At 65.6% G+C, this 13,635-nt stretch carries 8 protein-coding genes; 5 read left to right on the top strand and 3 right to left on the bottom strand.

Annotated features, from left to right (window positions below):
• Positions 1–16: 16 nt before the first annotated feature.
• Entirely contained in the window at positions 17–3,031 is a 3,015-nt protein-coding gene (gene csg, locus V8686_RS05440) for an HVO_2072 family ArtA-dependent S-layer glycoprotein (RefSeq protein ID WP_379702948.1), read from the bottom strand.
• A gap of 309 nt (positions 3,032–3,340) precedes the next feature.
• Entirely contained in the window at positions 3,341–6,358 is a 3,018-nt protein-coding gene (gene csg, locus V8686_RS05435) for an HVO_2072 family ArtA-dependent S-layer glycoprotein (RefSeq protein ID WP_379702947.1), read from the bottom strand.
• A gap of 479 nt (positions 6,359–6,837) precedes the next feature.
• Between csg (V8686_RS05435) and V8686_RS05430 the strand changes: the two genes are divergently transcribed.
• The 5 genes from V8686_RS05430 to V8686_RS05410 are packed head-to-tail and all read left to right on the top strand — an operon-like array spanning position 6,838 to position 12,696.
• Positions 6,838–8,583, top strand: a complete 1,746-nt coding sequence (locus V8686_RS05430) for an ABC transporter substrate-binding protein (protein ID WP_379702946.1) — start codon at positions 6,838–6,840, stop codon at positions 8,581–8,583.
• Positions 8,584–9,543, top strand: coding sequence for an ABC transporter permease (locus V8686_RS05425; protein ID WP_379702945.1), 960 nt, complete (start codon positions 8,584–8,586; stop codon positions 9,541–9,543).
• Positions 9,543–10,454 carry an ABC transporter permease gene (locus tag V8686_RS05420; RefSeq protein WP_379702944.1) on the top strand — a complete coding sequence of 304 codons (912 nt, stop codon included), beginning with the start codon at positions 9,543–9,545 and terminating at the stop codon, positions 10,452–10,454. The genes V8686_RS05425 and V8686_RS05420 overlap by 1 nt, the downstream gene beginning before the upstream one ends.
• Positions 10,451–11,587, top strand: a complete 1,137-nt coding sequence (locus V8686_RS05415; protein WP_379702943.1) for an ABC transporter ATP-binding protein — start codon at positions 10,451–10,453, stop codon at positions 11,585–11,587. The genes V8686_RS05420 and V8686_RS05415 overlap by 4 nt, the downstream gene beginning before the upstream one ends.
• Positions 11,584–12,696, top strand: a complete 1,113-nt coding sequence (locus V8686_RS05410; RefSeq protein ID WP_379702941.1) for an ABC transporter ATP-binding protein — start codon at positions 11,584–11,586, stop codon at positions 12,694–12,696. The genes V8686_RS05415 and V8686_RS05410 overlap by 4 nt, the downstream gene beginning before the upstream one ends.
• Here V8686_RS05410 and V8686_RS05405 read toward each other — a convergent pair whose 3' ends face one another.
• Positions 12,697–13,635 carry a M48 family metallopeptidase gene (locus V8686_RS05405; protein WP_379702940.1) on the bottom strand — a complete coding sequence of 313 codons (939 nt, stop codon included), beginning with the start codon at positions 13,633–13,635 and terminating at the stop codon, positions 12,697–12,699. It lies immediately after the preceding gene.

Raw genomic sequence — 13,635 nt, 5'->3', positions numbered from 1 at the left:
GTCGTGGTTCTCGTCGTTAGTCGCGCCGGGTGGCCAGCAGCGCAGCCGCCAGCAGCGCGATGACCGCGACGATGGCGCCGAAGCCGGGACCGCCGCCCTCGGTGGGCGTCGGCGTCTCAGTCGCCGTCGCCGTCGCCGTCGGCTCAGGCGTCGACGTCTCGGTCGGCGTCGGCTCGGGCGTCGCCGTCTCGGTCGGCGTCGGTTCCGGCGTCTCCGTCGGTTCCGGCGTCGCCGTCTGGACGTTCTGGACGATCTCGACTTCGATGATGTCCGTGTTGTAGCTGTCGTCGGCTTCCAGGTCGCACGTGCCCGTCTGCACGTCCTCGAGTTCGAGGGCGACCTGGTAGGTCCCGTCGAAGGACCAGTCCTCGGTCGTCGTCAGTGCGACCGAGTCACCGTCGGTGGTCATCATTTCCACGGTGATCGAGTTGTCGTCCGGCTGGAGGTTCGTGGAACCTTCCGCGACCAGCGTGTCGTCCACGCCGACCGGGTTGACACCAGAGGCCTCCATCCCTTCGGGGTAGACCGTGTTGATCGTCGTCTGCGCGTCCGCGTAGCGGAAGCGCGTCGTGACCATCCGGTCGTCAGAAGCGACTTCCTCGGTCGTCTGGTCGAGGATCCGCGAGCGGACCTGCTGACCCGTCAGACCGGAGTTGTCGTTGTCGAGTTCCGTGACGAATTCCTGGAAGTCCGCACCGGGGTCGAAGGACCCGTCACCGAACTGGTCGTCGCGACCCGGAATCATCACGTGAGCACTGACCTCGCCCTCGGAGAGACCGCTACCGCCCGTGGCTTCCGAGACCGTGAGGTCGTCCTCGTCGAACGTGTTGTCGTCGTCGACGCTGACCGTGTGGTACGCGGTGTTCCCACGCTCACCGACGAAGACGATGGTCACCTGCTGAGCACCGAACGCGGTACCGGAGACGTTGACCTCGTTGTCCTCGGTGGCCACCTGGCCGCCGACGGTCTTGAGGTTCGCCTCAAGTTCCGTGTCGAGCACGCGCAGCGACTGCTGAGCGCTCGTGTTCGTGTTGAACTCCGAGGTCGTGATCGTCTCGATCTCGTCCTCGCCCGTACCGATCGTGCCGGGGACACCGTCGGCGTCGAGGACGCCGAGGCGGTAGGTCCCGGGCTGGGAGAGTTCGTTGTTACCAGCCGCGTCACCCTGGGAGAGGACGACGTCCTCTTCGTCGAAGGTGCCGTCAGCGTCGACGGTCAGCGTGTTGCTGCCGTCGATCTGGAGAAGCTGGTAGTCGTTCTGGCGACGGACGAAGAAGGCGACCTCGTCGATGCCTTCCGACGCCGTGCCGTTCACGTCCACTTCACTCCCGACAACGTAGGTGCTGCCGGGCGATTCGATGGAGAGGTCACCCTGCTCGACGGTCAGAGTTTCGTCGTCCGTCTCGTTGTCCTCTGCGGTCGCGTTGCTCGTCGAGAACGGAACGCCGAAGCCCTGCTCGTACAGGTAGACGTCCACGTCCGAGTCGTCGAGATACTGCGTCTCGATCTGACCGACGCCGACACCCGTGTCGTCGTCGATCGTCACGTTCGCGTACGCGTAGTCGATGTTGCCGGCGTCGTCGGCCGTGTCGGTGTTACGCTCGTCAACGTCGCCGGAGAGGTCCTCCGCGTTGCTGACAGTACCGACTGCACCGGTGTCACCAACCTGGCGGAAGACCTTCTGTGCGTTGCTGGGCGAGAAGCCGTCACGGAAGTCGTCGGCTTCGATCAGGACCGTGTGCGTGTCGCCAGCGTCCGAACCCTGAATCTCGAAGCGGACGTCCTCACCGCGCGTGACTTCGTCCGAGTCGAGGTTGAGGCTCGCGTCGTCGTCGCCGGTGACCGTAACGGTCGTGGTCTGGGCGGCCTCACCGAAGTCGAGGTCGTCCGTCCCGGCGAGTTCGATCGTGTACGTGCCCGTACCCGAGTCAGCGAGGTCGAGGTCGTAGCCGACCTCGTCGTTGCTGAGCTCGTATCCGTTCTGGGTCTCCGCATCCGACGTGACGTCGTCCGAATCTTTGATCGCGTCGGAGGTGACGTCACCGGTCACGTCGAGACCGGAGTCGTCGGTGACGGTCAGTTCGAGGTCCTCGGCCTGCTCGTAGTTCCACGAGGCGACGACCGAGAGGTACCCGGAACCGCTCTCTCCGGAGACACCCTCGGCGACCGAGCCGCCGGCGATGTCGTTACCGTTCGTGTTGACGACGTCCAGCGTGGTGACACGCGGAGTCGTGACCGTCACACCGGGCGAACCGGAGGCGCCGTTGGTCGTGTAGCGACCGGTTTCCTGACTCTGCGGGATGTCGGGGAGTTCGAGGGGAACGCCCTCGGCGTCACCGGCCGTCTTCACGAGCGTCTCGCCTGCGAGCGAGCCGCCCAGGGAGAGACCGGACTCGCCCTGGTAGACGGTTGCGCCGTCGAAGACGGTACCGGTGCCGTTCAGGGTGTCGAACGTACCGGAGCCGTCCACGTTACCCGCCCGATTGGCGCTGGACGGAGCGTTCACGGTTACGGTGTCCAGTGCCTGACCGGAGAAAGTTGTCCCCTCACCGTCGTCGAAGTCGTAATCGACGTTCTGGTCACCGGCCGTGGGCGACTCGACGTTCGTGACAGTGAACGAGATCTGGACAGTGTCGCTAGCGAGTCCATCCGAAGTACTGTCGTTGAACGCCAAGGTTGCCGTCTCAGTGCCGTCGGCCACCGTGGTGTTCGGTGAGTCGATAGTCACGTTGCCCGCGTCGATGCTGGTTCCGGTGATCACGGAACTGGTCGTCAGGTTGAGTGACTTGAAGTCGACGACGAAGTCGCCGTTGACACTCCCGTCAGTGGTGTCCACTTCGGTGGCGTTGACGGTGATATCGTAATCGTTCGTCGTGTCCTGTGCAACTGAAGTCGGGGTGATGGTGTTGTTGCCACTCCCCGCGGACTGCGCTGCAACCGTCCCGGACAGCGCCACGGTGCCAGCGAACACGCTGAACACCATGAGCGCCGCAAGGACGACTGCACGGATTTTCTGTTTTGAGTCTGTCATGTTTTCGTATATGTATGACGACAGTTCCCGAGGGGACCTCTTTCGTGTCGAATTCGTGGTCCGGCTCGATGCCAACCACCGGTAGGGGTATCTCGAACGTACCGCGCATCAATTAAGTGCCTTTTGGATTTAGTGTAGTTTAGGTTACACTAATTCGGATCACGCTCGCGAATACGGTACGTGTCCGAAGCGAGCACGTGGTACCTACTACCACGTCGTCCGGGTCGACGGTCGCCACTCTCCGGACGGTTCCAATAAAAAAGTACCGCGTCGAAGACCGCTATCGGCGGTCAGTCGTAGTTCTCGTCGTTAGTCGCGCCGGGTGGCCAGCAGCGCAGCCGCCAGCAGCGCGATGACCGCGACGATGGCGCCAAAGCCGGGGCCGCCGCCCTCGGTGGGCGTCGGCGTGTCAGTCGGCTCCGCCGTCTCGGTCGGCGTCGGCTCCGCCGTCTCGGTCGGCGTCGGCTCGGGCGTCGCCGTCTCGGTCGGCGTCGGTTCCGGCGTCTCCGTCGGTTCCGGCGTCGCCGTCTGGACGCTCTGGACGATCTCGACTTCGACGATGTCCGTGTTGTAGCTGTCGTCGGCTTCCAGATCGTACGAGCCCGTCTGCACATCCTCGAGCTCGAGGGAGACCTGGTAGGTCCCGTCGAAGGACCATTCCTCGGTCGTCGTCAGTGCGACCGAGTCACCGTCCTGGGTCATCAGTTCCACGGTGATCGAGTTGTCGTCCGGGCGCAGGTTCGTGGAGCCTTCCGCGACCAGCGTGTCGTCCACGCCGACCGGGTTGACACCAGAGGCCTCCATCCCTTCGGGGTAGACCGTGTTGATCGTCGTCTGCGCGTCCGCGTAGCGGAAGCGCGTCGTGACCATCCGGTCGTCAGAAGCGACTTCCTCGATCGTCGCGTCGAGGAGCCGCGAACGGACCTGCTGACCCGTCAGACCGGAGTTGTCGTTGTCGAGTTCCTCGATGAATTCGCTGAAGCTGAGATCCGACTGCCTCCCAACCTCGAAGCTACCGTCACCGAACTGGTCGTCACGACCCGGAATCATCACGTGGGCACTGACCTCGCCCTCCGCGAGGCCGCTGCCACCCGTGGCTTCCGAGACCGTGAGGTCGTCGTCGTCGAACGTGTTGTCGTCGTCGACGCTGACCGTGTGGTACGCGGTGTTCCCACGCTCACCGACGAAGACGACGGTCACCTGCTGGGACCCGAACGCGTCCCCGGAGACGTTGACCTCGTTGTCCTCGACGGCAACCTGGCCGCCGACGGTCTTGAGGTTCGCCCGCAGTTCAGTGTCGAGCACGCGCAGCGACTGCTGGGCGCTCGTGTTCGTGTTGAACTCCGAGGTCGTCAGTCGCGAGATCTCGTCGTCACCCAGACCGATCGTACCACCGACACCGTCGGCGTCGATGACGCCGAGGCGGTAGGTTCCGGGCTGGGAGAGTTCGTTGTTACCGGGGCCGTCACCCTGGGAGAGGACGACGTCCTCTTCGTCGAAGGTACCGTCAGCGTCGACGGTCAGGGTGTTCTGGCCGTCGATCTGGAGGAGCTGGTAGTCGTTCTGGCGGCGGACGAAGAAGGCAACCTCGTCGATGCCCTCGTCGGCCGTACCGTTCACGTCCACCTCACTACCGACAACGTAGGTGCTGCCGGGCGATTCGATGGAGATGTCTCCCTCGTTGACGGTCAGGGTCTGGTCGTCCGTCTCGTTGTCTTCGGCTTCCTCGCTGTTCTGATCGAACGGGACGGGGTAGCCCTGCTCGTACAGGTAGACGTCCACGTCCGAATCCTCGAGATACTGCGTCTCGATCTGACCGACGCCGACACCCGTGTCGTCGTCGATCGTGATCGTCGCGTACGCGTAGTCGATGTCATCGTTGACCGCGTCACCGCGAGGCTCAGCGTTCACACCGCCACCGGAGACAACACCGACCTCGTCGGTGTCACCGACGTTGCGGAAGATACGCTGGGCGTTCGAGTCGGAGATGCCGTCACGGAAGTCGTCTTCTTCGATCAGGACCGTGTGCGTGTCGCCAGCGTCCGAGCCCTGAATCTCGAAGCGGACGTCCTCACCGCGCGTGACTTCGTCCGAGTCGAGTTCGATGTTCGCGTCGTCGTCGCCGGTGACCGTAACGGTCGTGGTCTGGACGGCCTGACCGAAGTCGAGGTCGTCCGTGCCGGCGAGTTCGATCGTGTACGTGCCAGTGCCCGAGTCCGAGAGGTCGAGGTCGTAGCCGACCTCGTTGCTACCGATGGACTGGCTGTTGACGTCGTCACCCTGGTCTTCCTCGGACTTGACCGGGTTGGACGTAACGTCGCCGGTCACGTCGAGACCGGAGTCGTCCTCGACGGTCAGTTCGAGGTCCTCGGCCTGCTCGTAGTTCCAGGAACCGACGACGGTGAGGTTACCGGCACCGCTCTCACCGGGGACACCCTCGGAGACGGAGCCGCCGGCGATGTCGTTACCGTTCGTGTTGAGCACGTCCAGCGTGGTGACACGCGGGGTCGTGACGGTCACACCGGGCGAACCGGTGGCGCCGTCGGTCGTGTAGCGACCGGTGTCCTGACTCTGCGGGATGTCCGGGACTTCGAGGGGAACGCCCTCGGAGTCACCGGCCGTCTTCACGAGCGTCTCGCCCGCGAGCGTACCGCCCAGTTCGAGGTCGGACTCGCCCTGGAAGACGGTCGCACCGTCGTAGATGGTACCTTCGCCGTTCTCGGTGTCGAAGTCACCAGTGCCACCGGGGCCGGCGCGGGTCGCCCCGCCGGGGCCGCCGGTGTCCTGCACGGTAACCGTTTCGAGCGTGGTAACGCCGACGTCCTGAGTACCGTCGTCGTAGAACGCGTAATCGACGTCAGCATCTGTGTCGGAATCCACGGAGCCCCAGTCGACGGTGAGTGTGACGTTGAAATCAACGTCGCCGGTAGCCTCGGGACCCGTGAGGGCCGACTCAGTGAGGTTGACGTACGCGACACCGTTGGCCACGTTCGTGGAGTAATCCGTGCCGCCACCACTGAGAGTCGTCGAGTTGTTAGTTACGGTGGTGTCGGAGAAGGATGCCCCGTTCGCTTCGGATGGGAGCAAAATCTCCAGTCGGTCGTCACCACTAGCTGGGACGCCTTCCGTCACATCTTGGATCGTGACGTTGAACTGGTGGTCTACGCTTGTCTGTTCGTCGGGTGTCGTGGGAGTAAGCGGATCGTTGACGCTTGCTCCGCTGGCCGCAGCAGCCGTCCCGGACAGCGCCACGGTGCCAGCGAATACGCTGAACACCATGAGCGCCGCGAGGACGACCGCACGGATCTGCTTATTATAGTCTGTCATGTTTTTCGATGGGATCGGGGCGGCAATTCCGAGCGGGCCTCTTTCATGCCGAGTTCGTGGCCAGTACGGCATGGCCACCGGTAGGGGTACCTGAAGAGGTTATCCAGACGAGGTAAATACTTTGTGTATCTAACTAATCTCAAGTTACATATCGTTCCGGATATCCGTTACTTTCAGAAAAGCGACACGGTAGGCCGTCTGTGCCCGGATTCGGCGTGGGCGTGATACGGCCGCGTGGACGACTCGCGAACGACGCGTCGGTGGTATCCCTAATATGTGGTAATGTCCCTTGTACATCCCCAGTCCCCCCATACAATATTCCGATATTGATAGCAAAGCCATATATAGATGGACAATTGCACGTAGAATAGACGTGATAGACAGTAATTGGTCGTCGAATGGAGAATATAGTGAAGGGATGCAGAACAACATGGCGCACCTCACCGGTGGCGTCCCGAGCACCACGGACGACTAACCCAATGTTCGACAAAGCGGACCTCGAAGGACCACGGATCGACCGTCGTACGGCGACGAAACTGCTGGCTGCGGGCGGATTGAGCGGCCTCGCCGGCTGTAGCGGCGGTGGCGGCGACGACGGGAGCGAAACCGAGAGTAGCAGCGGCGGCGGCAGTACCGAGAGCGACGGCACCGACACGAGCAGTCCGAGCGGAGGATCGAGCGGGGGATCCATCACCGCCGGCTGGAACATCGACGAAATCGAGTATCTCGACCCGCACTACATCGACAAGGGACAGGAGATCTACGTCTCCTCGAACATCTACAGCGGCCTCGTGAAGATCGGGTCGGACGGCGCCATCGTCGGCGACCTGGCCACCGACTGGACGCTCCCGGACAGCACGACGTACGTGTTCGACCTGAAGGAGGGGGCGACGTTCCACAACGGCGATCCGCTCGACGCCGCGGCGGTGAAGGCGTCGTTCGAACGGCTCATGAGCCTCGACGACTCCCCGCACCTGGGGAAGGTGTCGTCGGTGGAGAGCGTCACCGCGGAGGACCCGACGACGCTGCGGATCAGCCTCTCGGAGACGGTCGGACCGTTCATCTCCTTCTTGACCCGGGGGCCGGGCCGTGCCGGGACGATCGTCCACGCGGAGAGCGCCGAGTCGGATCCCGACGAGTACAACCGGATGCCGGTGGGGAGCGGAGCGTTCGAACTCACCGAACGAGAGACCGGCGAGTACCTGCAGCTAGAGGCCCACGACGGCTACTTCGGAACCGACGAGGAGGGGAACTCGCTCCCGTACCTCGACTCGGTGCGGATCGACCTCATTCCGGAGCCGTCGACCATGTGGACCGCGGTGCGGGGCGGCGAAATCGAGTACTCGAACAGCATCCCGGCCCAGAACGCCGGGCAGGCCGAATCGATGGGTGAGCTGGACGTGGTCGGTACGAACCCCGGTGCGTGGTTCTGCATCGCCCCGCTCTGTAACGACCCGTCCGACGTCGAGTGGCAACAGTACGCGAGCGGCGCCGGCGAACCGACGGACAAGTGGGAGGGACAGGAAATCCCGACGACCGACGTTCGCGTCCGGCAGGCCATCGCCATGGCCATCGACCGCGAGGCGCTCATCGAGCGCGCCTTCTTCGGCTACGCCGAACCCGCCCACTCCGTGTTCAACCCCGCCATCGCGTGGCTCTACGAGGAGGAACCCGATCCGGGCCAGTACTACGACCCCGAGGCGGCCCAGCAACTCCTCGACGAGGCGGGCTACACGGGCGAGCCGCGGATGAGCCTCTCGCTGCTCGGAACGCCGAGCGACGAACGCCGGATGACCGTCGTCCAGCAGATGCTCTCGGAGGTCGGCATCGAGGTAGAACTCAACGTCCAACAGGAGTCGGCGTACTGGGACAACCTCTACCGCTACGAGAACGAACTCGTGATGTACGACGGCTTCGTCGACATCGACCCCTGGATGACGCTGTGGAAACAGCTGAAGACGCCGGTCGAGTCCGGCTCGGCCGGCGCCTGGCAGGCGAACCTCTATCACAACCCCGACTTCGACGAGGTCCTCGAACAGGACTACGGCACCGCCGACATGGAGGAGCGGGCGGAACTCATGCGCCAGGCCGAGGAGCACTTCCTCGAGGATGCCGCCTGGGCCATGACGACGTTCCCCCTGATCCCGAAGGCGAGCGTGTCGACCCTGGTCGGCGTCGGCAACCAGGCCGGCCTGAGCAACTTCCACATGGCGTCGCTCGAATAGATGGGCATCCAACGGTACGTGGCGAAGCGAACGCTCCAGGCGATCGCGGTCGTCTACGTGGTCGCGACCACGGTGTTCGTGGCCGTCCGGTCGATTCCCGGTGACCCGGCCCGCCTGATCCTCGGGGGCGACGCCGACGCCGACGCCATCGCCGCCGTCCGGGCGGAACTCGGCCTCGATCAGCCGCTGCACGTCCAGTACGTGCGGTGGATGAGCGACCTGGCTCGCGGCGATCTCGGGGAGTCGATCTTCACCGGCGAATCGGTGGGGTCGCGGCTCCTCGGTGCCGCCGAACCGACGCTGAGCATCGGACTCGTCGGCATCAGCATCGCCATCGTGGTCGCCATTCCGGCCGGAATCGTCAGCGCAACCCGTCGCGACCAGTGGGAAGACTACGTGGCGACCGGCGTCGCCTTCCTCGGCATCAGCATGCCCTCGTTCTGGATCGGCATCGTCCTCCTGCTGACGGTCGGCACCGCCGTCCCGATGATCCCGTCGTACGGCTACGCGTCGATCAGCGAGGGCGTCGTGCCGTGGCTCTCGCACGTCATCCTGCCCGCCACCGCGGTCGGCCTCCCCTACGCCGGCATCCTCACCCGGATGACCCGGTCGTCGATGCTGGAGGTCCTGGGCGAGGATTACATGCAGACCGCCCGCGCGAAGGGGCTTCCGCCGCGGCTGATCCTGTTCAAACACGGGCTGCAGAACGCGCTCCTGCCCGTGGTAACCGTCGCGGGCATCCTCTTTGCCCTCCTGCTCGGCGGCATCGTCGCCGTCGAGATGGTGTTCGGCATCCAGGGGTTCGGCCGCCTGCTCATCCGCTCCATCGAACGCCAGGACTTCCCCATCGTGCAGGGTTCGGTCATCGTCATCTCGGTGATATTCGTGTTCATGAACCTCTTCGTCGACCTGCTGTACATGTCGATCAACCCGAAGATCAAGTACGGGGGTGAAGCCTGATGGGCGCCGACTACGGCGGCTACGGGAGCGACGACACCCCCCGGCTGTTCGGCGTCCGGATCGACCGGTTCGAACGTCTCCGCAGGACGCTCTCGGGTGACTACAAGGCCACCTTCGGGCTGACGACCGTCCTCCTGTTCGTCCTCGCGGCCATCTTCGCGCCGGAACTGGCGCCCTACGATCCGATGGCCCAGGAGTACGCCATCATGCAGGCGCCGTCCCTGTCGAGCGCCCACCCGTTCGGGACCGACTCGTTCGGTCGTGACCTGCTATCGCGTGTGATGTACGGCGCGCGGATCAGCCTCGGCGTCAGTCTCGGGGCGGTCAGCATCGGCGCCGTCGTCGGCGTGAGTCTCGGCCTCGTCGCCGGCTACTTCGGCGGCTGGGTCGACGACGCCCTCATGCGGTTCGTGGACGTCCTCTGGGCGTTCCCCTGGTTGCTCGTCGCCATCATGCTCGTCGCGGTGTTCGGACAGGGCGTCTGGAACGTCGTCGCCGCCATCGCGTTCGCGTACATCGACGATTTCGCGCGCCTCGCTCGCGGGGAGGTGCTCTCGATCCGAGAGGAGGAGTTCGTCCTCGCGGCGAAGAACATCGGCCTGACCGACACCCGGATCATGATCGAGGAGGTGCTTCCGAACGCGGTGGCACCCCTGATCGTCCAGTTCACCGTCCTCGTCGCACGGGCGATGCTCGCCGAGAGCACGCTCTCTTTCCTCGGCATCGGCGTCAAGCCGACCACGCCGACCTGGGGGGCGCTCCTCGGCCAGGGTCGGAGCCTCATCGGCCAGGCCTGGTGGATTTCGATCATTCCGGGAATCGCCATCGTCGTGACCGTCCTCGGCATCAACCTCTTCGGTGACGCCCTCCGCGATGCCTTCGACGTGCGCGGCGAGGAGGGGTCGCCGTGACCCTCCTCGATATCGAGAACCTGCGAGTGACCTTCCCCGTCGACGGCGGCCCGGACGTCCGCGCCGTCGACGGCGTCGACCTCTCCGTCGAGACCGGCGAAATACACGGCCTCGTCGGCGAATCGGGCTCCGGAAAGAGCGTCACCGCGCGGTCGATCATGCGGCTGCTCGACGGCGCGCGTGTCGAGTCGGACCGCTTCGAGTACCGCGGCGAGGACCTCTACGCCAAATCCGAGGCGGAGATGCGCTCGATCCGTGGCGACGACGTCGGCATGGTGTTTCAGGACTCGCTGTCGGCGCTCAACCCGGTGATGACCGTCGGCGAACAGATCGCAGAGGTGGTCAGACACCACGGCGACGTCGACGAGTCGGCGGGGCTCCTCTCGGAACTCCGGCGCAAGTACGTCACCGGCACGAGCGAGGACGCCCCGTCGTGGCGGCGCGCGGTCGATCTGCTGGAGACGGTCGGGATCCCCGACCCGGCGTCGGTGGCGACGACCTATCCCCACCAGCTGAGCGGGGGCCAGCGCCAGCGAGTGATGATCGCCCAGGCACTCGGGGGCGATCCCTCGCTGATCGTCGCCGACGAACCGACCACGGCGCTCGACGTGACCGTCGAGGCGGGCATCCTCGACGAACTCCGGCGCCTGTGTGACGAGTTCGGCGTCTCGATCCTCCTCATCACCCACGATCTCGGCGTCGTCGCCGAAACCTGTGACAGCGTGACCGTCATGTACTCCGGGTCGGTGATGGAGCGGGGCAGCACCGAACAGCTGTTCGAGAACCCGGCCCACCCCTACACCGAGGGACTGCTGCGGAGCGTCCCCGAGGGCGGCGCGGTCGACGGCGAACTGACGACGATTCCGGGGTCGGCGCCGGACCCGACGGCACGACCGGCGGGCTGTCCCTTCCGGGACCGTTGTCCCGCCGCCTTCGAGGCCTGTTCCGACCCGCTCCCCGAACACGCCGTCGACGAGGGCCACGTCGCCCGCTGTCACCTCTACACAGAGGGCGACGACCCCGGCGAGGTGACCTGGGACGGCGCGACCGACGTCGACGGCGCCGCGACGGGCGTGGCCGGTGCGGCCGACGACCCGGGGACCGCGTCCCCGACGGAGGTGACCGACGGATGAGTTCGACCACCGACGACACCACGACCGACGACGCGACCGAGACCCGCCCGCGGGAACTCCTGCGGGCGGCGAACCTGAAGAAACACTTCCCCCTCGACGAGGGATTACTCGACCGTCTGTTCGGGGACGACCGCGTCGTCAGAGCGGTCGACGGCGTCGACCTGACCGTCCACGCGGGCGAGACGGTCGGCATCGTCGGCGAGTCGGGCAGCGGCAAGAGTACGCTCGGGCGCACCCTGTCCCGCCTCTACGAACCCACCGACGGGAGCGTCATCTTCGACGACGAACACATCGAGACGTACTCGGGACGGGAGCTTCGCCCGATCCGGCGCCGGGTCCAGTACGTGTTTCAGGACCCCATGTCGGCGCTCAACCCGCGCAAGACGGTCGGCGAGAGCGTCGCCCGACCGCTCGAAGTCCACGACATCGCGTCCGGCGACGAGAAGTGGGAGCGGGTCGCCGATCTGTTCGAGGAAGTCGGACTCGGGGCGTCCCAGCTCCGGGCCTACCCGCACGAACTCTCCGGCGGCCAGCAACAGCGAGTCGGGCTCTGTCGGGCCCTGGTGACCGAACCCGACCTCGTCGTCTTCGACGAACCCGTCTCGGCGCTCGACGTGACCCTGCAGGCACAGATTCTCAACCTCATCAACCGCATCCAGCGGGAGTTCGACCTCTCGTACCTGCTGATCTCGCACAACCTCAACGTCGTCCGGCAGGTGTGTGATCGCATCGCCGTCATGTACGCCGGGGAAATCGTCGAACGCGGGCGAACGGCCGATATCTTCGCGAACCCCCAGCACCCCTACACCCGGTCGCTCCTCGGTGCGATTCCCCGGATGGACGGGCGCGGGCGCACCGACCACGAACCGCTCGAGGGCGAGCCGCCGAGCGCGACGGCCCCGCCCTCTGGCTGTCGGTTCCACCCCCGGTGTCCCGAGTTCATCGACGGCTCCTGTTCCGGTCGGGAGCCGGACCTCCAAGGCGTCGAGGGCGACGACGGCCACGAGGCCGCCTGCCACTGGCTCGACCGGAGCGCGGCAGAACGGACGACACACGACCCGCCGTCCCGGGAGGAGCGAGAGATCATCCAGCGGTCCAGCGGCGAATAGCTACCGGCGACCCCGCGGCTCGCCTTCCTCGGCCGCCTGCCGGCGCAGCCGGTCGATCCGCTCGTCCATCGGCGGGTGCGACGCCAGCAAATCCGTGAGCGGCCCCTCCTCGTCCCCGTGGACGACCAGCGTCGACAGGAGGCCACCAGGAGTGGTCGCGCGGTCGATTTTCTCCAGCGCGCGCGCCATCGCCAGCGGGTCGACCACCTGAGCGGCTCGGTCGTCGGCCGCGTACTCCCGTCGTCGGGAGTACGCCCGGACGAGTGCCATCAGGACGAACAGACAGACGACGACCAGACTCGACACGGCTGCGTCGGCAGCGTGAATCATCCGCCGGACAGCGACGGGGTCACGGCCACACACGAGGGCAACGGCGCGGGCGACACCACCGACGAGGAGCGCGACTGGCAGGAGGACGAGCCAGACGCCGCCCGCGATCAGCCGGCCGAAACTGTAGCCGACCGTCTTCACCAGACTGTCCCGCCGTTTCAGGTGTGAGAGTTCGTGAGCGACGATGGCCGCCAGTTCGTCGGCGGACAGGAGCCGAAACAACGATCCGTCGAGTACCACGTCGCCGCCGCGGGCGCCGCCGAGGGCGAGGGCGTTCGGACCGGAGAGCGACGCAATCAGAAGGCGCGGCGTCTCGACGCCGACCCGCTCTGCGAGGTGGTCGACGCGACGATAGAGGTGTGGTGCCTCCGCTCGCGGGAGTTCCACGGCGTCGAGCGCGAACCGAACGCGTGCGGTGCCGATCCGGTAGCCGGCGAACCCCATCACGACCGTCACGACGACGAGGACGACGCCCGTCGTCAGTGGATCGGGGCGCTGTGCCCACAGGACGAGGAGGGCGCGGTAGACGGCGAACGCGAGGGTGGCATAGACCAACAGCGTGACGATAGCCACCGCGACGAACAGCAGTGACGACCCGCGTCGTCGCAC

The organism is Haloplanus litoreus, assembly GCF_045690335.1.
Lineage (GTDB): Archaea > Halobacteriota > Halobacteria > Halobacteriales > Haloferacaceae > Haloplanus > Haloplanus litoreus.
Note: the sequence above shows the minus strand (reverse complement) of the source record. Positions and strands in the feature narration are given on the sequence as shown.

What these genes read in the sequence shown, in the direction of transcription:
- csg (WP_379702948.1), bottom strand. Translation starts at nt 3,031, where the DNA reads ATGACAGACTCAAAACAGAAAATCCGTGCAGTCGTCCTTGCGGCGCTC.
- csg (WP_379702947.1), bottom strand. Translation starts at nt 6,358, where the DNA reads ATGACAGACTATAATAAGCAGATCCGTGCGGTCGTCCTCGCGGCGCTC.
- V8686_RS05430 (WP_379702946.1), top strand. Translation starts at nt 6,838, where the DNA reads ATGTTCGACAAAGCGGACCTCGAAGGACCACGGATCGACCGTCGTACG.
- V8686_RS05425 (WP_379702945.1), top strand. Translation starts at nt 8,584, where the DNA reads ATGGGCATCCAACGGTACGTGGCGAAGCGAACGCTCCAGGCGATCGCG.
- V8686_RS05420 (WP_379702944.1), top strand. Translation starts at nt 9,543, where the DNA reads ATGGGCGCCGACTACGGCGGCTACGGGAGCGACGACACCCCCCGGCTG.
- V8686_RS05410 (WP_379702941.1), top strand. Translation starts at nt 11,584, where the DNA reads ATGAGTTCGACCACCGACGACACCACGACCGACGACGCGACCGAGACC.